Source organism: Candidatus Pelagibacter ubique HIMB140, from assembly GCF_025558165.1.
In the GTDB taxonomy this organism is placed as follows: domain Bacteria; phylum Pseudomonadota; class Alphaproteobacteria; order Pelagibacterales; family Pelagibacteraceae; genus Pelagibacter; species Pelagibacter ubique_T.
Window position 1 is genome coordinate 918461 of the sequence record NZ_LAMZ01000001.1, and the last position, 21713, is coordinate 940173.

Sequence of the window (21713 nt, forward strand, 5' to 3'; positions counted from 1 at the left end):
ATTAAAAAAAATCAAATGCAAATTATTTCAGTCATAAATCAAAAGGGTGGGGTGGGAAAAACCACAACAGTAATCAATTTAGCAGCTGGTCTGTCACAACTGAATAAAAAAATTCTAGTTATTGATCTAGATCCTCAGGGAAATGCTACTACAGGTCTTGGATTATCTAATATGGAAAACTCAAGCGATACAATCTATGGAGTCTTGAATGGAACTAAAGAAATTTATCAAGTAATAAAGAAAACCCAGTTTGAAAATTTGGATTTGGTAACCTCCAATGTTGACTTATCAGGTCTAGAGGTTGAAATAGCTGATGATTCAAATAGAGCTTTTATCTTAAAGCGCAAATTAGCCGCTTATTTAAATGATTCTAGTGGATCCTATGATTATATTCTGATAGACTGCCCTCCTTCACTTAGCCTATTGACTGTTATGGCTCTTGTATGTTCAGGCTCGCTTCTGGTTCCTCTGCAGACAGAATTTTTTGCTCTTGAGGGGCTAACGCAGCTTATGAAAACTATTGAAAGAATAAAAGCAAGTTTAAACCCAGAATTAAAAATCAGGGGTATACTTTTAACAATGTATGACAAAAGAAACAAACTATCTTCACAAGTTGAAAAAGAAGCAAGAGATTATTTTAATGAAAAAGTTTACTCAACAGTAATACCAAGGAACGTTAGATTATCTGAAGCACCTTCGCATGGTATGCCAGTTTTAATTTATGATAAATCATGTCCAGGCAGTAAGTCATATTTTAGTTTTACAGATGAATTTATAAATCAAGAGTCAACAATAGGAAGTGCTGCTTAATGGATAAAATTAAAAAGGGTCTAGGGAGAGGTTTATCATCATTGATTGGTGAGGCTAAAGTAGAGCCAGAGAAAAATCAATTACAAATAAGTGATCTTGTTCCAAACAAGTATCAGCCAAGAAAAATATTTGATGAAAATAATTTAATTGATCTTACTAATTCAATTAAAGAAAGGGGAATGATACAACCAATCATTGTCAGAAAATCAAATGGTAGTGACGGAAAATTTGAGATAATAGCTGGAGAGAGAAGGTGGCTTGCCGCACAAAGAGCAGGTTTACATAATGTTCCTGTTGTTATTACTGAAGCTGACGATTTAAAATCTTTAGAATTTGCAATTGTAGAAAATGTTCAAAGACATGATTTAAACCCTCTTGAGGAAGCTCAAGGTTATAAAAGATTAATAGATGAGTTTTCCTATGATCAACAAAAAGTATCAAAATTTATTGGTAAAAGCAGGTCTCACATTACCAATTCTTTAAGACTTTTAAGCTTGCCAGATGATGTGATAAAATTAATTGAAACTCAAAAATTAACAGCTGGTCATGCGAAAATTTTAGTTGGTCTTGATAATGCTATTTTTATTGCAAATAAAATTATTGAAAAAAAATTATCAGTAAGGCAGGCAGAAAATCTTGTTAAAATTTTTAAAACTAGAAAAAAATCTAAAACTACTAAAGATTCAAATATTATTTCACTTGAGCTTTCTATTTCAAATAAAATTGGCCTAAATGTAGATATACAAAATAATAAAAGAAATAAAGGTAAAATAAGTTTTGAATATAAAGATTTAGATCAACTTAACAAAATAATAGATATTATTAAGAATAATTATTAATTTTAGCAAAGTCTTCTAAAATAAAATTTATAATTAGAGTTTTCGAGTTACTTATGTCTTTTTTTATTTCGAGTTCTATATCAAATATTTTATAAATTAATTTTTTTACTTCTGGTTCGGACCACTTTAAAATTTGTGTGCTTATAATTTCCTTTTCCTTCCAAAATATTGGAGGTTTAAAATCATTAATTGTTTGATTGAGGTTATTTGTTTTTGAGAAGTTTTTTGTTAAATGTAATAGCTTTTTAGCTTTAAATAGTAAGTTTCTAATAATTATAATACAATCTTCAGAGACATAGTTATTTTCATTCAAAATTTGTAATATTTTTTTTTTATTCTTTGCTAAATAATTGTTTGTAAGTTCATCAACGCTGTAGTTTTCAATTAAGTTGGTTAGTTTAAAAAGTACATCTGAGCTTATTTTTTTATTTGTAACTGAGTAATGTTCAATTTTTTCTAATTCATTTTTTAAAATTCCTCGATCTCCATTACACCTATTAACAACTGAATTTAAATCATGTGTAGAAATAGATATTTTATTTTCCGCTATAAATTTCTGTGAGATAGATAGTAGCGTTTTATTATCATCCTGATAAAATGGTATACAAATTAAATTGTTATCTTTTTCAAATAATTTTCTTAATTTCGATTTTTTATCAAGATTCCCTGCATTGAAAATAATTTTTATCTCCTCGTCAACTATTTCTTCGAGTGTATTTGCTGCATCAACAATTTTATCTGTACAATCATTTATAATTATAATTTTTTTTTCATCAAAAAGAGATTTTGAGATTATACTTTCTGAAAATGACTGTAGGTTTTCAAAAACTTCTTTTTCATTATACTTATAAACATTTTTATTATTTAAACTTTTTATTATTTTATCTATCAACTCTTTTTTAGCCCCATCATTTAGGCCATATAACAAAAAAAAATTATTAATTGATAATATTTTTTCATTTATTTCATATATCTTTTTAATCATTTATTTGTTTAATATTCATTAATTTCAAAAGTAATTTTTGTTTAATTGATTTTACAAAATTATCTTTCATAATTTTTTCATATTTTTGCTGGTCGAAAGTGTCTGTTTTACTTTTAATTTTAATATTTTCTTTTATTGAAAAGGTTTCAGTATGATCTTGATACGTTACTTTAAAATTTATATTTGCAATTAGTTCAAGATTTGTTGCTTTGCCAGTAATATCTTTAGAAATTGTTTTTTTATCATATTTACTCTCAATATTTAATTGAAATGTATTTTTATCCTTTACATCAAAATATGTTCTTAATTCGTAATTTAATTTTTGATTTAAATATCTATCCCCTGAATACTTTGATACATAGATTTTTAAATCGTCATAAATCTTGTTGTTATAAACTGGAGAGTAGCCACAATGGTTTAAATTTAATATCAATAATATTAATAATATTTTTTTAATCATTAAATTATAATATTCATTAGTTTATTTTTTACATAGATTTTTTTCTTTATTTTCTTATCTACTAAATATTTAACTATAACTTTATCTTTGATAATTTGTTCAAAGATATCGTCTTCTTTTGTATCTTTCTTAAAATTTAGAATATTTCTTTTTTTACCATTTATTTGAATTACTATATTTGTTTCGTCTTCCTCAATTAAACTTTTGTTATATTGTGGCCATCTTAAATCTTGACTATCTTCAAGTTGATCAATGCACTCTGATGAAAAATGAGGAATAATTATTGATATTGCTATTAAAATTTTTTTATAATTTTCAATTAAGGTTGAAAATTTATATTTTTTTAAAAGTATCTTGTTTAATGCAGAATGAGCTTCGTGCATGTTTGCTATGATAATATTGTAACTAAAATTTTTTAAATTATTTTCTAATTTATAAATAAATTTGCTTGTAAATTTTATCAATTCATCATCTTGATCTTTTAAATACTTTTTATTAATTTCTTCATGAAATTTATTATTTAATACCCAAAGTTTTTGAATAAATTTATATGATGCAGAAATCCCTTCCTCAGACCATTGCACGTCTTTTTCAGGTGGACTATCAGATAGTATAAATAATCTAACAGAATCTGCACCAAAATTATTAATAATATTCTCTGGATCAATAGTATTTTTTTTTGATTTTGACATCGACTCTGATGGTCCAACTTTTATCAATTTAGAATTATCAGATTTAAGAACTTTTTTTCCATTAATTACTTCTATTTCATCAGGACTTAACCAATTATCGTTATTGTCTTTATATGTTTCGTGACAGACCATTCCTTGTGTAAACAAACCTTTAAAAGGCTCCTTTAGATTAAAATTTTTACTTTTAAAAGATAAGGCGTTCATAAAAAATCTTGAATACAATAAATGTAAAATTGCATGTTCAACGCCACCAATATATTGGTCAACTGGCATCCAATAGTCAACATCTTCTTGACTAAATCCGTAATTATTATTTTTTGGAGAGCAGAATCTTAAAAAATACCAAGATGAATCTACAAAAGTATCTAAAGTATCGGTTTCTCTTTTAAAGTTATTATTATTAATTTTGATATTTTTCCAATCACTTATCCTGTCTAGAGGATTTCCAGTTTCATCTAACTTTTTAATCTCAGGTAATAATACCGGTAACATTTCCTTAGGAACTTTTTTTGGATTATTATTTTCATCATAAATTATAGGAATGGGGCATCCCCAATATCTTTGTCTCGAAATACCCCAATCCTTTAATCTAAAATTTATTTTTTTTTCTCCTAAATTTTCTTTTTCTAAGAATTCTATAGTTTTTAAAATTGATTCTGAAGGAGATTTTAATCCATCTAAGAAATCAGAATTAAAAATATATCCTGGTCCAGTATAAGCTTTGTCATTAATTACTAAATCTTCTTCTAATTTTGGTGTAACGACAGGCAAAATTTTTAAGTTATATTTTTTAGCAAAGTCCAAATCTCTTTGATCATGTGCTGGACATCCAAAAACCGCTCCTAACCCATAATCCATTAATACAAAGTTAGCGAAATAAACTGGAATTTTTATATTCTTGTCTAAGGGATTAATTGCAATCAAATCTGTTTTAAATCCTATTTTTTCAGCATTTGCAATCGCTTCTTCTGTTGTGCCAGTATTTGAACATCTATTTTTGAAATCTAAAAAGTCTTTATTTTCTTCGTAATATTTTGATAAGGGGTGGTCAATTGATAAAGCTAAAAATGATGAACCAAATAATGTGTCTGGTCTTGTAGTAAAACATTTTATTTCTTCTATTGGTTTCGAACTAATAATTTTAAATGAAACTTCACATCCAAAGGATTTTCCAATCCAATTTTTTTGCATTATTTTTACTTTATTAGGCCATTCATCAAGTGTATCTAAGCTTTCCAATAACTCGTTTGAAAATTTTGTAATATTAAAAAACCATTGATTTAATTTTTTTCTCTCAACTGGATGACCTGATCTCCAGCCTTTTCCATCTATGACTTGTTCATTAGCAAGTACAGTTTGATCTACTGGATCCCAATTTACATACTGTTCTTTACGATATACTAATCCTTTGTCATAAAGTTCTAAAAAAAATTCTTGTTGATGTTTGTAATATTCTGGTGAGCAAGTTGAAATTTCTCTATCCCAATCGATAGATAAACCAAGTTTTTTTAATTGTCTTTTCATATTGGAAATATTTTCTTCAGTCCATTGCTTAGGATTTAGATTATTTTGTTTTGCTGCATTTTCTGCTGGCATTCCAAAAGAATCCCAACCCATTGGATGCAAAACATTAAAACCTTGCAATTTCTTGAAACGTGCCAAAACATCACCAATAGTATAGTTTCTAACATGTCCCATATGAATTTTTCCTGAAGGATATGGAAACATTTCAAGACAATAAAATTTTTCTTTAGATTTATCAGTAGATGTTTGAAAAGTTTTATTTTCTTCCCAAAAATCCTGCCACTTCTGTTCGATTTCTTTAAAATTATATCTTGTCACAGAATGATTTAATCGTCATTTAGACTATTACCTGCGTAAGGCTTAAAATTTTTATCTTTATATTGTTTTTTATATATCGCAGCTTTTTTTAAAATTTCTTTAGTTAGTTCAGATTTTAAATTTCCTTTATAATCTGAAATCGTGCAATTAACTAAATTTTCACATTTTTTATAAAAAATTTTTATGTCTAAAGCATCCGATCTTACTTCGTTACTTAAAAATCTTATAGTAACTTTGATTGCTTCATTGGGATTTTCAGAATACCAATCTGTAATAATAATTCCTCCACTATAATTTGCTGAAGTTAATGGCATAAAATCAATTATATCTAAAGAGGCTCTCCATAATTCATTTGAGCTTGCAAATTCAAAACTTCCACCACCACCTGACATATTTTGCATAGCAGTATCAAGCCTGAAACCTTTCCCTTCTTCTAAATTTTTTTTAACTCTTTCTCTTGGATCAGGCGGATTTTTTCTTGCATCTCCTCCTTTGCAATTTAACAGAAGTAAACTTGTTAAAACGGTTGTTAAGATAATTTTGATTAATTTATGAGACATTTTAATTGGTAATATAAAAGGGATTATATACATTAAAAAAAAAAATTAAAAAAACCTTATATTTTACTGTTATTAATAGTGTTGTAAAAATACAACATAAGGTAAAAAAAACCATTTTTCTTCGATTTTAGGGAAAAAAAAACACTAAAAATGTTAAAAGTTCAGCGTTTATTATTAATAATAACAATCAAAAAGGAGTAATTAATATGAACAACTTTAAAAAAATTGGATTATCAGCATTAGCTGGTTCTCTAGTTGCTGTTTCAGCACAAGCTGCTGATGTATCACTAAGTGGTGGTGCTTCTGTTGCTTTTACAAGTGCTTTTGATAGTGACAAAACTGGTTACTACATGAATGACAGTGTAACTATGACAATTTCAGGTGAAACTGATAATGGTTTAACTGTTACTACTAGCTTAGAGCTAGATGGTGCTGGTGCGGCTTCTACTGGAAGTTTCGATAACAGAAGCATCAAAATTGGTAACGATGAAATGGGTACAGTTACTTTTGCTGGTCACGGTGGTGATTCAGTAATAGGTGGTTGGGATGATGTAATGCCAACAGCTTATGAAGAAGTATTTGCTCTAACTAAGAAAAGAGCTGACGGTACTGCAGATGGTAACACAGTAATCGCTGGTTACAGTGGAGATAACTTATGGAGATATGACTCGCCAAGTATTGGTGGTGCATCATTCCATATGGCTTACCAATCAGCTGGAACTGCAGCTGCTTCAGGTGGAACTCCAGCTAAAGTAAGCTCATACAGTGATATGGGTATCCAAATAGCTCCAGAAATGGTTGAAGGTTTATCTATTGGTTATGCAGTTGGTGAGTATGACGAAACTGCTACTAAATCAATCGATGTTTCAACTTTATGGGTTAAATATGCAGTAGGTTCATTTACAGTTGGTGTTCAAGAATCTGAAAGAGATGGATCAGCAGCAGCTGACCATGATTCTTCTGAGTCTTGGGGTGTATCATACGCTGTGAACGATGACTTCTCAGTATCTTACGGACAACACACGTACGAAGAAGGTACAAGTACAACTGAACAGGAATCATCTGGTTTCTCTGCTTCTTATACATCAGGTGGTGTATCAATAAGTGCAGCGTTTAACTCTACTGATAACATTCAGAACAGTGCAACTGACGACGAAGATTCATACGAAATCGCGTTCTCATTTGCATTCTAATCTAATTAGATTGTAATTTATAAAAAGGCCTCTTTTTTAAGAGGCCTTTTTTTTATTCAAAATAAGATATTCCAGCAAATTTAGATTGATTTAAAATTTTGAGTTTTTTTATATTGTTTTTAGAAATACCACCCAAAACAACCACTTCTTTTTTTGTAAGCTTTGAAAGTAATCTAAATTTATTTATTCCTAAATAATTTTTATTTTTTTTAAATAATGATGATAAGAAAATTTGATCAACTTTTTGTATTTCTTTAATTTTTATTTCTTTAAGATTGTGTGCAGATCCTATAATTTTGAAATTTTTTTTTAAGGAATAGGATAAATGCTTTGTATATTTATTAAATGATGGAATATACGCCCCGTCTAAATTAAGTTTTATTGCAAGTCGAATGTTATTAGATAGATAAAACTTTATTCTTTTTTTTTTACAATAGTTTTTAATTTTTAAAATAAGTTTTTCATCTGCATTTTCTGATGAATAGTTTCTATAGATAATAATAGTTTGCTTGTTTTGTTTATCAATATTGTTTGTTTCAAATTTATTTATGAAGTAATATTTAGTATTTTTATGCATAACACTGTTAAAAATTTATTAGATATTGATAATAATATTCAAGTTAATCTCAATAAATTTAATATTAATAGAACCCCTAAAATTATAGCAGTATCCAAAACTTTTGAAATTGACAAAATTTTACCACTTATAGAACATGGACATATTGATTTTGGAGAAAATAAAGTTCAGGAAGCAAATGAAAAATGGTCGGCAATTAAAAAAAACAATTTGCAGATAAAATTACATATGATTGGAAAATTACAGACGAACAAAGTAAAATACGCAGTAAGAATATTCGATTATATCCATTCAGTTGATAGCACGAAACTTGCTAAAAAAATTGCTGATGAACAAAAAAAAATAAATAAAAAAATTAAAGTTTTTTTGCAGATAAACATAGGTGAGGAAGAACAAAAATCAGGTGTTAAAAAAGAAGAAACAGGTCAGCTAGTTTCTTACTGTAAAGAAATTGGATTAGATTTAATTGGACTCATGTGTATTCCCCCAGCAAATATTGATCCTAATAATTATTTTAAAGAGATTAGCAAACTAAATAAATCTTTCGATTTAAATGAGTTAAGTATGGGCATGTCTTCTGATTATCTTGTTGCAGTTAAACACTCCGCTACATATGTTAGGATTGGATCTAGTATCTTTGGTCAACGAAATTAAAAAATTTTAATTTTAGAATTTTTTTTGATTAATTTAAGTAGAATTAAAAAATCTTTTTTTTTTAAAGCAATACATCCAGCTGTAGTTTTAAAATCTTTTGTTAAGTGAATAAAAATGCAACTTCCTAGCCCAGTAATAGGTTTCTCAAAATTGTATTTAATCGGTATTAGCAAATCATATTTATGATCACTTCTTCGTAATTTTTCATGTCTAATTTTTTTTTTAATTTTGATAAGTTTGTTATATTTTTTTGGAAAGCGAGTATCATCACACCAACCCATATTTCTTTTTATCTCAATACTTTTAAGTTTTGTTAGTGGTTTTTTTAAACGATCTTTCCTAAAGTAAAGGTTTTCAAGTTTGAATGTACCTTTTGGAGTTTTTTTGTCTCCTTCTTTCTTGTTTTTTGTTGACCCTTTTTTTCCTATACAACAGTTAAATGTAAATTCATCTAGTTGAAGAGTATGTTTATTTTTTACCAAAATTGTCATAATCTATGTCAATGTTAATTAAGAATATAATAATTTATAAATTTTTAGAATTATATCATATTCTAGAAGAACTTTGCTCAGATTTAAATTTTAACATTTTATATGCAGATGATAAAAATATTTTAAATGATAAATTAAAAAATCTTGGTAATTATTTAGTTATAACAAACAATGCAAACTTGAATATTAATCGTCAATTTGTTTTAAACCAAATACCTATAAGTATTTATAAATTAGCAGAAAAAATTAACATTGAATTTCTAAAAGCACAGTTCAACAACCAATCAGAAGTAAAAGTAAAAAATTATATTATTGATTTAAATTCTAGAGAAATCTTATTAAAAAAAATTAAGCTTAAATTGACTGAAAAAGAAATTAATACAATTACTTTTTTGTCTAAATCAAATAAGCCTGTGAGTGTTGATGAGCTACAGGAAAAGGTGTGGAGGTATCAATTTGATATAGAAACACATACTGTTGAAACTCACATTTATCGATTAAGAAAAAAAATTCTAAATACTTTTAATGATCATGAATTTATAATTAGCAAAAAAAATGGTTATCAAATTAAATAAGAAAAATCCAATTGCCAAAGATTTATTTACAAAAAAATATAAACCGAAAACACTTAGACCTAAAAAAGGAAAAGGGAGTTTTAAAAGAAAGAAAAGTTAAATCTAAAGTCTTGCACCAATTTGCTGTATTACTCTAGATGACATTTCTGTCCCTTTTTTTAGACATTCCATTGTATCTAATTTATTAATGTATCCATGTAAAAATCCTGCAGCAAATAAATCACCTGCACCTGTAAGATCGATAATTTTTAGATTTTTTTCAATATCGTCTTCAATAACCTCATCTCCATTAACCGCAATTGCACCTTTTTCCCCCCTAGTTATAACAAATAATTTATTAAGTTGTTTTGAAAAATTTATAACTTCTTCAAAGTTCTTTGCATCAATTAATGATGTAACTTCTTGTTCGTTAGCAAAAATTATATCAAGCTTGTTTTTAACTAATTTTAAAAAATGAGGTTTATGTCTTTCTACACAAAATAAGTCAGAAAGTGACATAGCAACTTTTTTTGCATTATTTATTGCTTTATCGAAAGCTTTCTTAGGTTCTCCCTTGTCCCACAGATATCCCTCTAAAAAAATTATCTCACTTCTTTTAATAGCATTGGTATCAACATCGTTTTCATTAATTTTTCCTGCCGTACCTAAAAAAGTACACATAGTTCTCTCTGAGTCTGGAGTTACCAAGATTAAACATGTTCCTGTTGGTAATACTTCTTTTTTTTTTGAATAAAAATATTCTACATTTTCCTTTTTTAAACCTTCCTCGTAATTACTACCAAATTTATCATCTGAAATTTTTCCTATAAATCCAACTTTATTACCAAGTTGAGATATACCGACTATAGAGTTTGCAACTGATCCTCCAGAAACTGTTTTTTCTATTTTAAGATTTTTTAATAGATCTTTGAACTCATTTTCATCAAAGAATAATTTCATAGTACTTTTTGTAAGATTATTTTCCTCAATGAAATTGTCATCTACTTTACAAATTACATCTACAATAGCATTACCTATTCCCAAAATTTTCATATCAAGCTTTTTTTGTAATAACAGGTTTTTTTCTATTTGGGTAGCACGTAGTACATATTTTACAACTTAGCCCATAACAATCTCTAGCTTTACAATATTCTCTACCATAAAAAATTATCTGTAAATGAAGTTTTGACCAGGTTTTTTTTGGAAAAATTCTTTTTAGATCTTTCTCAGTCTGAACTACATTTTTTCCATTTGTTAAACCCCATCTTTGTGCAAGTCTGTGAATATGAGTATCTATAGCAAAAGCTGGAAATCCAAAACCTTGAGACATTACTACACTTGCTGTTTTATGGCCCACACCAGGTAATTTTTCAAGTTCTTCAAAAGTTCTAGGTACTTTACCCTCATGTTTTTCTAGCACTTGTTTTGACATCAAGTAAATGCTTTTAGCTTTGATTCTAAAAATCCCAATTTTTTTTATTAATTTTTCAATTTTCTTTCTTCCTAATTTTACAAAATGTTCTGGCTTATAGTATTTTGGATATATATGTTTTGTTACATTGTTGACATTTATATCAGTACATTGAGCAGACAGTAAAACTGAAATTAAAAGAGTGAAAGTATTTTTACTTTTTAGAGGAACTGGTGCTTTAGGATAAATTTTATTTAAAGTTTTGATAATTATTTTTGCTTTTTCTTTTTCATTCATTAAGAAAAGTTAAGTAAATCTCTCATTGAATATAATCCTGGTTTTTTTTTCATTAACCATTTTGATGCTGTTAAAGCTCCATCTGAGTAAAGTGCTCTATCAAAAGCCTCATGATTTAATGTAATTATTTCTTTACCACTTGAGAATTTTACTTCATGTTCACCAATAATTTCACCTTTTCTAATTGAGTTAAAATTAATTTTTTTTCCATAAGGAAATGTTTTTTTATTCAAGAATTTCTTACCAATTAAATTATATAAATTTTTATTTTTTCCATCAGCAATTCCTTTTCCAAGCATTAATGCTGTACCAGATGGATAGTCTTTTTTATGTTTGTGGTGTACCTCAAATATTTTGCTCAAGTATTCTTCATTTAGTGATTTAGAGACAATTTCAGTTAAATACATTAATAAATTTACACCCAAACTCATGTTACCAGCTTTTAAAATAGCTATTTTTTTTGAATATTTTTTAATTTGATTTTCTTGAGCTCTAGAAAATCCAGTGGTACCAATTACTACTTTTTTTTTTAATTTTGATGCTATTTTTAATATTTCAAGGGTGCATTTAGGAACAGTAAAATCAATAATTACATCAATTTTTTTAAAGGCTTTATCAGAATTTAATTCAGGTTTAATTCCATTAAATTTTTTATTTACCAATCTATTTTCTGTAAGTGTAACTAATTTGAAATTTTTATTTTTCTTAGATGACTCGATGAGTTGTTGACCCATCCTTCCCATGCATCCTGAAATAGCTAAATTAATTTTTTTCATTAAGTGATAAAATATAGAAATATCATAAGAACAATTATAATGACACCCCAAATACTTAAATTTTTAAAAAAAACTTTTTTCTTAAAGTTTGATTTTATGAAGCTAGGTAAAATTAGAATTAGTATTAATATTAAAGCTATTGATGGAATTATTTCTTCTAATCCCACAAATTAATTCTTCCAAAAGTCTTTTGCTTTTTGAAAAAACTTTTTAATACTTGGATTTGACTTGTCGTTTTCTATTTCTCTAAATTGTTCTAATAATTCTTTCTGTTTTTTGTTTAAATATACAGGCACTTCTGTTTTTACCTGAACATATAAATCACCAAAATCACCTCTTCTCATAAATGGCATTCCTTTACCTTTTAATCTAAATTGTTTACCATTTTGAGTTCCATCTGGAATTTTTATTTTTGCCCGCCCACCATCAATTGTTGGTATTTCAATAGTAGTTCCGAGAGCCGCATCAGCAAGAGATAGAGGAAATTCAAAAAATAAGTTTTCATCTGATCTTTTAAATAGTTCATGAGAATGAACATTTATAAATAAATATAAATCACCTGTAGCACCACCTCTGCTGCCAGCTTCACCCTTTCCAGCAAGTCTTATTCTAGTACCATCATCTACTCCTTTCGGAATAGTTACAGATATTTTTTTGGATGCTTGTTTTTTGCCCTGACCATTACAATCATTGCATGGATTGGTGATTTCTTCACCATTACCATTACATTGTGGACATGTTTGTTGAACAGTAAAGAAACCCTGGTTAGATCTTATTCTTCCATTTCCTCCACAATAAGAGCACCTGTCTGGAGAGTAACCTGGTTCTGAACCATTACCTTTACAAGTTCCACATTGCTCAGTAGTTGCAAATTTTATATCTTGTTTTTTCCCGTGATAAGCTTCCTCTAATGAAATTGACAAATCGTACCTTAAATCTGAACCTCTGTTGTTTGACCTTCTGTTTCTTGATCTCCCTCCACCTCCAAAATCACCAAAGAAATCTTCAAAAATATCTGAAAAATCAGCTCCACTAAAACCACCAAAACCGCCACCTGGTCTACCGCCACCATTTTCAAATGCAGCATGTCCAAAGTTATCGTAGTTTTGTTTTTTTTCTTTGTCTGAAAGTATTCCGTAGGCTTCACTAGCTTCCTTAAATTTCTCCTCAGCCTTTGAATCACCTGGATTTTTATCTGGATGATATTTAACTGCTAGTTTTCTATATGCAGATTTTAGCTCATCAGGACTTGCGCTTTTGTTAACGCCTAGGACATCATAATAGTCTCTTTTAGCCATCAAATTACCCCAGACAATTAAATGTCAGTTTATGCGCTTTTTTCTTTATTCTCGTCTTTTACTTCTTCGAAATCAGCATCAACAACATTCTCGTCTTTTTTACCTGTATCATCTCCACCATCATCTTTTCCTGATTCTGGTTTAGCACTTTGTTGTGATTTGTAGATTGCTTCTCCAAGTTTCATTGAAGCTTGAACTAAAGCTTCTGTTTTTTTCTTGATATCTTCAATATCTTCGCCTTTTAGAGCTTCTTTTACAGCAGATGATGCATCTTCAATTGCTTTTTTCTCTGCATCTGAAACTTTTGATCCATGCTCTTTTAAGTTTTTCTCAGTTGAATGAATTAAAGTGTCTGCTTGGTTTCTAACATCAACCGACTCTCTTTTCTTTTTATCAGCTTCTTTATTAGCTTCAGCATCTTTGACCATTTTTTCAATTTCTTCATCACTTAATCCACCAGAGGCTTGAATTTGTATCTTCTGCTCTTTACCTGTTCCCTTGTCTTTTGCCGAAACATTTACGATACCGTTAGCATCAATATCAAATGTAACTTCAATTTGAGGAACTCCTCTTGGAGCTGGCGCAATACCTACCAATTCAAAATTACCTAATAACTTGTTATCAGAAGCCATCTCTCTTTCACCTTGTAAAACTCTAATAGAAACAGCTGGCTGATTATCTTCAGCGGTTGAGAAAACTTGGCTTTTTTTAGTTGGAATTGTCGTATTTTTATCAATTAGTTTTGTTGAAACACCACCAAGCGTTTCAATACCTAATGATAACGGTGTAACGTCTAATAAAAGAACGTCTTTAACATCTCCTTGTAAAACTCCTGCTTGAATAGCAGCACCCATTGCAACTACTTCATCTGGGTTTACACTCTTATTAGGGTCTTTTCCAAAAAAATTTTTAACTTCTGCTAAAACTTTTGGCATTCTAGTCATACCACCAACCATAACCACTTCATCTATCTCACTTGCGGTAATTCCTGCATCTTTTAAAGCAGTCTGACATGGAGGCATTGTTCTAGCAATTAAGTCTTCAACTAAAGCCTCAAGTTTTGCTCTAGTCATCTTTAAATTAATGTGTTTTGGACCTGTTTTATCTGCAGTTATAAATGGTAAATTTATGTCTGTTTGTTCTGCAGATGATAATTCTATTTTTGCTTTTTCAGCCGCTTCTTTTAATCTCTGCAAAGCAAGTTTATCTGATTTAAGATCAATACCATTATCTTTCTTAAATTCAGAAATTAAATAATCAACGATAGCATTATCAAAATCTTCACCACCTAAAAAAGTATCACCATTAGTTGATTTAACTTCAAATACACCGTCACCTAACTCAAGTATAGAAACATCAAATGTTCCTCCACCTAGATCGTATACAGCAATTTTTTTATTTTGTTTTTTGTCTAAACCATAAGCTAGCGATGCAGCAGTTGGTTCATTGATAATTCTCAAAACTTCTAGTCCTGCAATTTTACCCGCATCTTTTGTAGCTTGTCTTTGTGCATCGTTAAAATATGCTGGTACAGTAATTACAGCTTTTGTTACTTCAGATCCTAAATATTTTTCAGCTGTCTCTTTCATCTTTTGTAATATGAATGCAGAGATTTGTGAGGGAGAATACTTTTCTCCTTTAGCTTCAATCCAAGCGTCTCCTTTTTCAGAGTTAACTATCTTAAATGGTGCAGCTTCAACATCTTTTTTTACTGTTGGATCATCAAAATTTCTTCCGATTAATCTTTTAACTGCAAAAATTGTGTTTTCAGGATTTGTTACTGCCTGTCTTTTAGCAGGTTGACCTATTAATTTTTCATTTTCATCAGTAAATGCAACTACTGAAGGTGTCGTTCTTGCTCCTTCTGCATTTTCTAAAACCTTAGCTTGTGTTCCTTCCATTACCGCAACACAAGAGTTGGTTGTTCCTAAGTCTATTCCAATTATTTTGCTCATAATATTATTGTCTCTCTTTCGTCATATAGGGTTTAAATTTAAAACTACAAGTTGATCTCATTATTATTTATCTCCTGAATTTTCCTGATTTTGTTCAGTTTTTTCTTCTATTTTGGTAATTTTTTTTGAGACCCCAACTAATGAAGGTCTTAAAAGTCTATCTTTAATAGTGAAGCCTTTTTGAATTTCTTGAACAATTGTTCCAGCTTCTTTAGAGTCATCTTCAATCTCCATCATTGCTTGATGAAAGTTAGGATCTAGTTTTTTGTTAATACAATCAATTGGTTTAATATTGTTTTTTTCAAAAATAGAAATTAAATCTTTTTTTATTATTTCTAAATGCTCCAGTGTCTTCTTTAAAGCGTCTGTTTCTTTTAATTTGTCATCGCTTTCTAAAACATGTTTAGAACGATCTAAGTTATCAATTAAATTTAATGCTTCTTTAGCAAAGTTAGAACCTCCATATTCAAAGGCATCTTCTTTTTCTTTTTCAAACCTTCTTCTTTGATTTTCCATTTCAGCAAAAGTTCGTGCCAGTTTATCTTCTAGTTCTGCAATTTTTTCCTCTGGAGTTGGTTCTCTAATCTCTTCTTTGGTTTCCTGAGGTGTTTCTTGTTTATTTTCACCTGCTGAGCTTTCCTCAGTTTTTTCCGATTCTTTTTCTAAATTCTCATTTTCGTTTTTTGGAGTGTTGTTTTGGTTTTCTTCTTTTTCCATAGCCTCATATATGGTAAGAAATTTAATTATTTCTAGATGTCTAAGCAAAAAATTAAACAATTACTCATTGGGACTAACAACAAGGGTAAATTAAGAGAAATTAGGAGTTTATTACCAAATTACATCAAAATTTACTCTACCTCTAATTATAAACTGAAAAGTCCTGCTGAAAATGGAAAAACTTTTGAGGAAAATTCCTTAATTAAATCAAAACATTTCTCTAAAAAGACTGGTCTAATATGTTTGGCTGATGATTCTGGTTTGGAGATAGATCATTTAGATAAAAGACCTGGAATTTATTCTGCTCGATGGGGAGGAAAATCTGGGGATTTTAATAAAGCTATTAAAAAAGTATTTAGAGAGTTAGATAAAAAAGATAAGAATTGGAAAAATAAAAAAATTAAAGCAAGATTTGTTTGTGCCCTATCGATCTCTTATTTAAATAAAAAAATTGCTTGTGTAGTAGGCAAAGTTGAGGGTCGAATATCAAATGAGCCAAAGGGGAAAAATGGATTTGGTTATGATCCAATTTTTATTCCACTAAAAAAATCTAAAACATTTGGTGAAATGAAACCATCCCAAAAATACAAAATGGACCATCGTTATCAAGCTTTTAAAAAACTTAAAAGATTTTTGTAAGTTTTTTATTTTCTATTTTATAAAAATTTAATCTGTGATTAATTTTGTTATCTTTAATATCAAAAATTCCTATCTTACCTTTAAATGAATTTTTTTTCTTAAATAATTTGTCCATTTTTGAAAGATCTGATTTTAATGAAAGATAATACACTAAACCAACTAAATCATAACTTAACAGTGAGAGATGAGATGGGTTTTGATTATAAGCATTAAAATATTTAATTTTATAATCATCAAAATTTTCTTTATTAATTGATGGATAATAAATTGGTTGAATATTTTTTTCTTCCATTAAACTTTCATCAAACCATTGGTTAAGGGTTATAAAGTATTTATTTTTTGGAGACACATCAGTGTAGAGTAAAGAGGTTGCAACACTCTTAAGGCTTTCATCAAAATCAGATATAACAACTGAATCAAAATTTACATCTCCAATCGTGTACCTTTTTTCCAAGCTTTTTATTTTCCTTTCTTTATTTGGTTCATTTGACTCTTGAATTCTTCTTATTTCATTCACTAGATTTTGTTTTCTAATTTTGTATTTAGTTATTTCCTCAATCTGTTTTGTAAGTTTTGTTGGTTCAGTATTATATTCAAAATTTTTAAAAACTTTTATTTTAGAATTCTTAACACCATCTTTTACTTCAAACTCAAAGTTCTGAATTGGTGTTAAAAAAAGAGTTTTTTGTAAATTATTATTATCTAAAAATTTTTTTATAGTATTAAACTGTGAAGTTGAATTTATTCCAGCAGAAATTACATTTTCAGGCAAATCTAAAGTTTTATTTGTTAGTGATAAAAAAGTTAAATCCTTCATCTCATCTAAATAAGTTAAACTTTCATGAAATATTGGTCCAATAACAATTTTTATTCCTATTTGTTTTAATTCAAAAGCAGACTTAAGAGTTTGGTTAGCTCTTGTTGCGGTATCTTTTGGATAAATTTCAATTAAATCATTGTTAATATCTTTGATAGCTAAACTTACAGCTTTAATAATAGATGATCCCAGATTTTTATTTTCTCCAGTCATCGGAACTAACAGCCCAATTTTTATTTTTTCATTGGCACTAACTATATTTAACAAGTTTAAGAATAAGAGAGACAAAGAAATAGAAATAATTTTGATAATCTTTTTCATTTTAATGTTATTATATAATTTTTAAGCTGAATTATGATCACAAAACCACAATTTAAATCAAATGATTATAAAAATGGGCTTTATTTAGTAGCAACACCAATAGGTAATTTAAAAGATATATCATTTAGATCATTAGAGGTTCTGGAAAAATCAGATTATATACTTTGCGAGGATACACGAGTTTCTAAAAATTTATTAGAAAAATATAAAATCAAATCAAAATTGATTTCAAATCATAAATTCAATGAAAAAAAAAATGCATTACAGATAATTGAATATTTAAAATCAGGTAAATTAATTTCACTGATATCAGATGCAGGAACTCCAAGTATCTCTGATCCAGGTTTAGTATTAGTAAATGAATGTATAAAGAATAATCTTAATATATTTTCAATACCTGGACCGTCAGCAGTTACAACTGCTGTTGCAGCAAGTGGGTTTTCGGATAAGTTTTTATTTTATGGTTTTTTACCAGAAAAAAACAATCAAATTGAAGATGAATTAAAAAAATTATCAAATTTTAATCACAGTTTAGTTTTTTTTTCATCATCAAAAAAAATAAATAAACTTATACCTGCATTTAAAAAATTTTTTAGTGGAAGAAAAATAGTCTTCTGTAGAGAGCTGTCTAAATTGTATGAAGAGTATATTAGAAAGAATATTGATGAATTGGAATTATTTAATAGTGAATTAAAAGGCGAATTAACAATAGTTATTTCTGAAAAAAAAGAAGAAAAAGCTTCCCAAAAGCTAAGTGAATCAGATATTAATTTGATTAAGAAAATGGTTAACAAATTAACTACAAAAGAAATTACAGATTTAATATGTAGCAATAAAAATGTTCCCAAAAAAGTGGTTTATAATTATTGCTTAAAATTAAAAAATGAAATTTAAAATTTTAATAATTATTTTTTTATCAGTTATTTTATCTGGTTGTGTACCAGGAGTTAGCTCAACTGGTTTATTTGGTACTGGAGTATCAGTTGCAATCGATCCAAGAACTGTCGGAACACAAATAGATGACTCTATTATGCAAAAAACGATTTCAAGTAAAATACTTGCTATGGATAAAAAACATTTTTTAAAAGTTAAAACTAAAGTTTTGGATGGAAGAATATTTATTACTGGAAAAGTTGATGCACCGGAAGAAAAATTAAAAATTACTAAAATTGCTTGGGAAACAAAAGGCGCTAGATCAGTAAGAAATGATATCAAAATAAAAGAGGAATTTAATTTTAAGCAATCAGCAAAAGATTTACTTATAACGTCTCAATTAAGGACAGCTCTAATAGTAAATAAAAATATCAAAGCAACAAATTATCAAATAGATACTTATAAAAAGAAAATTTATGTGTATGGGATAGCCTCAACTGATGAAGAAAAAGAAATGGTTATCAGTGAAGCAAAAGAAATTCTTGACGTTGAGGATGTTGTAGCAAGTATTTTACTACTTGAAGATTTGAGAATTCAAAAAAATTAATCTATTTGATATTCAATAACCTCTGATGAATAAGCTGCAATCGAGGCTAAGTTAATTATTTCAGATGTTGAAGATCTAAGTGGAGCTATCTCAATTGGTAATCCAAGACCAATCAATAAGGGTCCTATAACTTTAGTATCACCTAAAGTTTTCATTAGTTTATAGGAGATGGCTGCACTGTGTTGCCCAGGCATTATCAGAATATTTGCTTTACCTACTATTTTTGCAAAAGGATACAGTTCTTCATAATCAGAATTTAGAGCAACATCAGGCTGCATATCACCATCAAATTCAAAATTAACTTGTCTATCTTTTAATATATCTACTGCTGTACGAATGTGTTTTGTCCTACTTGTCAAAGGTTGTCCAAATGTAGAGTGTGAAACAAATGCAATTTTTGGATCAATTCCAAAAAGTCTTACTACTCTAGCTGCTGAAATTGCTATTTCCGCCATTTCTTCTGATGTTGGGTATTCGTGAACGCTTGTATCTGCAATAAAAATTGTTTTTCCTTTATTAACAACCATGTTAAGTCCAAACATTATTTCACCTTTTCTAACATCTACAACTTGTTTTATTTTTTCAAGAGATGCTCCAAAACGTCTAGTATTTCCAGTAACTGCACCATCTGCATCTCCACAAGCTACCATGCTAGTAGCCCAAACTACTCTATCGTTTCTTACCATTCGATCACAATCTCGTTCTAACAAACCTTGTTCTCTTTGAAGTTTTTTGAATAGATGATTTACGTATTTTTTTCTTTTTTCTTCGTCTTTTGAATTAGTAATTTCAATATCAAAATTTTCGCTGTAACCAATATTTTTAATCTGCTCTTTAATTTTACTTTCTTTACCAACTAAAATTGGAATACCAAGTTTTGAATTTTTAAATGCTATTGCAGCTTTTAAAGTATTTTCATCTTCCCCATCTGCAAAAACAATTCTTTTTTGATTTTTTTTAATGAATGAGTTTATACCTTGCATAATTGTAACTGTTGGGTCTAATCTTTGTTTAAGTTGATCTTTATAGATTTCAAAGTTATCAATTTTTTTTCTAGCAACTCCACTTTCAATAGCAGCCTTAGCTACAGCAGCTGGAATGACACTAATTAGTCTTGGATCAAAAGTTGATGGGATTATATATTCTTTTCCATAATGAGGTCTTTCACCGCCCATAGCTGCAACAACTTCATCTGGCACATCTTCTCTAGCAAGTTTTGCTATAGCTTCAGCAGCAGCAACTTTCATTTCTTCATTAATTGTTTTCGATCTTACGTCTAGAGCACCTCTGAATATATAAGGAAATCCAATTAAATTATTTACTTGATTGGGATAATCTGATCTTCCAGTTGCAATAATTGCATCATTTCTTACTTCGTTTATTTCCTCTGGTGTAATTTCTGGATCAGGATTTGCACATGCAAATATAATTGGGTTTTTAGACATGTTTTTAACCATATCTTTTTTCAAAACACCTTTGGAAGATAATCCTAAAAATACATCAGCTCCTTTAATTGCATCACTTAAAGTTCTTAAATCTGTATTAATTGCAAATCTTGATTTCCATTGATCTATACCTTCTGCTCTTCCTTTATAAATCACACCTTTTCGATCTAGCATTATTACATTTTCAGATTTTACACCTGTGTTAATAAATAACTCTGTACATGCCTGAGCAGATGCACCAGCACCATTAACTACAACTTTTATATCTTTGATTGATTTTCCACTTATGTCGAGTGCATTCAGTAAAGCTGCTGTTGTGATAATTGCTGTTCCATGTTGATCATCATGAAATACTGGAATGTCTAATATTTCTTTAAGTTTTTGCTCTATGATAAAACAATCTGGTGCAGCTATATCCTCTAAATTTATTCCTCCAAAACTCGGAGCAAAATTTTTAATTGAATTGATAATTTCATCAGCATCTTTACAGTCTATTTCTAAATCAATCGAATCTATATCTGCAAACCTTTTAAATAGTACTGCCTTTCCTTCCATAACTGGTTTAGAGGCTAATGCACCTAAGTTGCCCAGTCCTAAAATTGCTGAACCATTACTAATTACTGCTACTAAATTTCCTTTACTCGTATAATCATAAGCTGCTTCTGGATCCTCACTTATTTTTTTAACTGGGGCAGCAACCCCTGGAGAATAAGCAAGAGCAAGGTCTCTTTTTGTAGTCATATTTTTGGAAGAGATTATTTCGATCTTGCCAGGTTTCTTATCTTTATGAAAATCTAAAGCTTCTTTATCTGTGTAATGATCAATCTTTGTTTTTTTCATTTTTATTAAACTGAATACAAACTTTATCTATTTTATATTTTTTATTATTTGGAATATTTG

The 21713-nt window shown here is 28.6% G+C and carries 22 protein-coding genes; 8 read left to right on the forward strand and 14 right to left on the reverse strand.

Annotated elements, in window-relative coordinates; translation table 11 throughout:
- Positions 1–15: 15 nt before the first annotated feature.
- Both VP90_RS05000 and VP90_RS05005 read left to right on the forward strand, forming a co-directional pair.
- Positions 16–810 (forward strand): ParA family protein, encoded by a 795-nt coding sequence (locus tag VP90_RS05000; RefSeq protein ID WP_262590018.1) that lies wholly within the window; start codon positions 16–18, stop codon positions 808–810.
- A complete protein-coding gene (locus VP90_RS05005; protein WP_262590020.1) occupies positions 810–1649 on the forward strand; it encodes a ParB/RepB/Spo0J family partition protein in 840 nt (279 codons plus the stop codon). The genes VP90_RS05000 and VP90_RS05005 overlap by 1 nt, the downstream gene beginning before the upstream one ends.
- On the opposite strand, the gene holA is transcribed toward VP90_RS05005, so the two are convergent.
- Genes holA through VP90_RS05025 form a run of 4 tightly spaced genes read right to left on the reverse strand, consistent with a single transcriptional unit; the run spans position 1633 to position 6188 of the window.
- The gene (gene holA, locus VP90_RS05010) at positions 1633–2634 is read right to left on the reverse strand and encodes a DNA polymerase III subunit delta (RefSeq protein WP_262590022.1); all 1002 of its coding nucleotides are present in this window, start codon (positions 2632–2634) and stop codon (positions 1633–1635) included. The genes VP90_RS05005 and holA overlap by 17 nt on opposite strands.
- Positions 2627–3094 carry a hypothetical protein gene (locus VP90_RS05015; protein ID WP_262590023.1) on the reverse strand — a complete coding sequence of 156 codons (468 nt, stop codon included), beginning with the start codon at positions 3092–3094 and terminating at the stop codon, positions 2627–2629. Before VP90_RS05015 ends, holA begins: the two co-directional genes overlap by 8 nt.
- Positions 3094–5628, reverse strand: coding sequence for a leucine--tRNA ligase (gene leuS, locus VP90_RS05020; RefSeq protein WP_262590024.1), 2535 nt, complete (start codon positions 5626–5628; stop codon positions 3094–3096). The genes VP90_RS05015 and leuS overlap by 1 nt, the downstream gene beginning before the upstream one ends.
- Before the next feature lie 8 nt (positions 5629–5636).
- Positions 5637–6188 carry a DUF3576 domain-containing protein gene (locus tag VP90_RS05025; RefSeq protein WP_262590026.1) on the reverse strand — a complete coding sequence of 184 codons (552 nt, stop codon included), beginning with the start codon at positions 6186–6188 and terminating at the stop codon, positions 5637–5639.
- Between the two features lie 206 nt (positions 6189–6394).
- Here VP90_RS05025 and VP90_RS05030 point away from each other — a divergent pair, with 206 nt between their 5' ends.
- Positions 6395–7381 carry a porin gene (locus tag VP90_RS05030; RefSeq protein WP_262590028.1) on the forward strand — a complete coding sequence of 329 codons (987 nt, stop codon included), beginning with the start codon at positions 6395–6397 and terminating at the stop codon, positions 7379–7381.
- 52 nt (positions 7382–7433) lie between these two features.
- On the opposite strand, the gene VP90_RS05035 is transcribed toward VP90_RS05030, so the two are convergent.
- Positions 7434–7958, reverse strand: coding sequence for a thiamine phosphate synthase (locus VP90_RS05035; protein WP_262590030.1), 525 nt, complete (start codon positions 7956–7958; stop codon positions 7434–7436).
- On the opposite strand from VP90_RS05035, the gene VP90_RS05040 reads away from it, so the two are divergent.
- Entirely contained in the window at positions 7953–8612 is a 660-nt protein-coding gene (locus VP90_RS05040) for a YggS family pyridoxal phosphate-dependent enzyme (protein WP_262590032.1), read from the forward strand. The genes VP90_RS05035 and VP90_RS05040 overlap by 6 nt on opposite strands.
- Here VP90_RS05040 and VP90_RS05045 read toward each other — a convergent pair.
- Positions 8609–9103, reverse strand: coding sequence for a L,D-transpeptidase family protein (locus VP90_RS05045; protein WP_262590034.1), 495 nt, complete (start codon positions 9101–9103; stop codon positions 8609–8611). The genes VP90_RS05040 and VP90_RS05045 overlap by 4 nt on opposite strands.
- A gap of 11 nt (positions 9104–9114) precedes the next feature.
- On the opposite strand from VP90_RS05045, the gene VP90_RS05050 reads away from it, so the two are divergent.
- The gene (locus VP90_RS05050; RefSeq protein WP_262590036.1) at positions 9115–9678 is read left to right on the forward strand and encodes a winged helix-turn-helix domain-containing protein; all 564 of its coding nucleotides are present in this window, start codon (positions 9115–9117) and stop codon (positions 9676–9678) included.
- Between the two features lie 102 nt (positions 9679–9780).
- Here the strand turns inward: VP90_RS05050 and VP90_RS05055 are convergent, their stop codons facing one another.
- The 6 genes from VP90_RS05055 to VP90_RS05080 form a co-directional block, all read right to left on the reverse strand.
- Entirely contained in the window at positions 9781–10710 is a 930-nt protein-coding gene (locus VP90_RS05055; RefSeq protein ID WP_262590037.1) for an adenosine kinase, read from the reverse strand.
- 1 nt (position 10711) lies between these two features.
- Entirely contained in the window at positions 10712–11365 is a 654-nt protein-coding gene (gene nth, locus VP90_RS05060; protein ID WP_262590038.1) for an endonuclease III, read from the reverse strand.
- On the reverse strand, positions 11365–12141 hold the full coding sequence (gene dapB / locus VP90_RS05065) for a 4-hydroxy-tetrahydrodipicolinate reductase (protein WP_262590039.1): 777 nt from the start codon (positions 12139–12141) through the stop codon (positions 11365–11367). The genes nth and dapB overlap by 1 nt, the downstream gene beginning before the upstream one ends.
- Positions 12142–12311: 170 nt before the next feature.
- Entirely contained in the window at positions 12312–13439 is a 1128-nt protein-coding gene (gene dnaJ, locus VP90_RS05070; protein WP_262590040.1) for a molecular chaperone DnaJ, read from the reverse strand.
- A gap of 29 nt (positions 13440–13468) precedes the next feature.
- Positions 13469–15394: a molecular chaperone DnaK gene (gene dnaK, locus VP90_RS05075; protein WP_262590041.1), complete on the reverse strand. Its 1926-nt coding sequence runs from the start codon at positions 15392–15394 to the stop codon at positions 13469–13471.
- A gap of 63 nt (positions 15395–15457) precedes the next feature.
- Positions 15458–16111 (reverse strand): nucleotide exchange factor GrpE, encoded by a 654-nt coding sequence (locus tag VP90_RS05080; protein ID WP_262590042.1) that lies wholly within the window; start codon positions 16109–16111, stop codon positions 15458–15460.
- Positions 16112–16147: 36 nt separating this feature from the next.
- On the opposite strand from VP90_RS05080, the gene rdgB reads away from it, so the two are divergent.
- Entirely contained in the window at positions 16148–16750 is a 603-nt protein-coding gene (rdgB, locus tag VP90_RS05085; RefSeq protein ID WP_262590043.1) for an RdgB/HAM1 family non-canonical purine NTP pyrophosphatase, read from the forward strand.
- Here rdgB and VP90_RS05090 read toward each other — a convergent pair.
- Positions 16734–17888: a penicillin-binding protein activator gene (locus VP90_RS05090; protein WP_262590044.1), complete on the reverse strand. Its 1155-nt coding sequence runs from the start codon at positions 17886–17888 to the stop codon at positions 16734–16736. The genes rdgB and VP90_RS05090 overlap by 17 nt on opposite strands.
- Positions 17889–17921: 33 nt before the next feature.
- Between VP90_RS05090 and rsmI the strand changes: the two genes are divergently transcribed.
- Together rsmI and VP90_RS05100 are read left to right on the forward strand one after the other, a co-directional pair.
- Entirely contained in the window at positions 17922–18782 is an 861-nt protein-coding gene (gene rsmI, locus VP90_RS05095; protein WP_262590045.1) for a 16S rRNA (cytidine(1402)-2'-O)-methyltransferase, read from the forward strand.
- Positions 18772–19368, forward strand: a complete 597-nt coding sequence (locus tag VP90_RS05100) for a BON domain-containing protein (protein ID WP_262590047.1) — start codon at positions 18772–18774, stop codon at positions 19366–19368. Before rsmI ends, VP90_RS05100 begins: the two co-directional genes overlap by 11 nt.
- On the opposite strand, the gene VP90_RS07690 is transcribed toward VP90_RS05100, so the two are convergent.
- Positions 19365–21653, reverse strand: a complete 2289-nt coding sequence (locus VP90_RS07690; protein ID WP_316963614.1) for an NADP-dependent malic enzyme — start codon at positions 21651–21653, stop codon at positions 19365–19367. The genes VP90_RS05100 and VP90_RS07690 overlap by 4 nt on opposite strands.
- Positions 21654–21713: the final 60 nt, after the last annotated feature.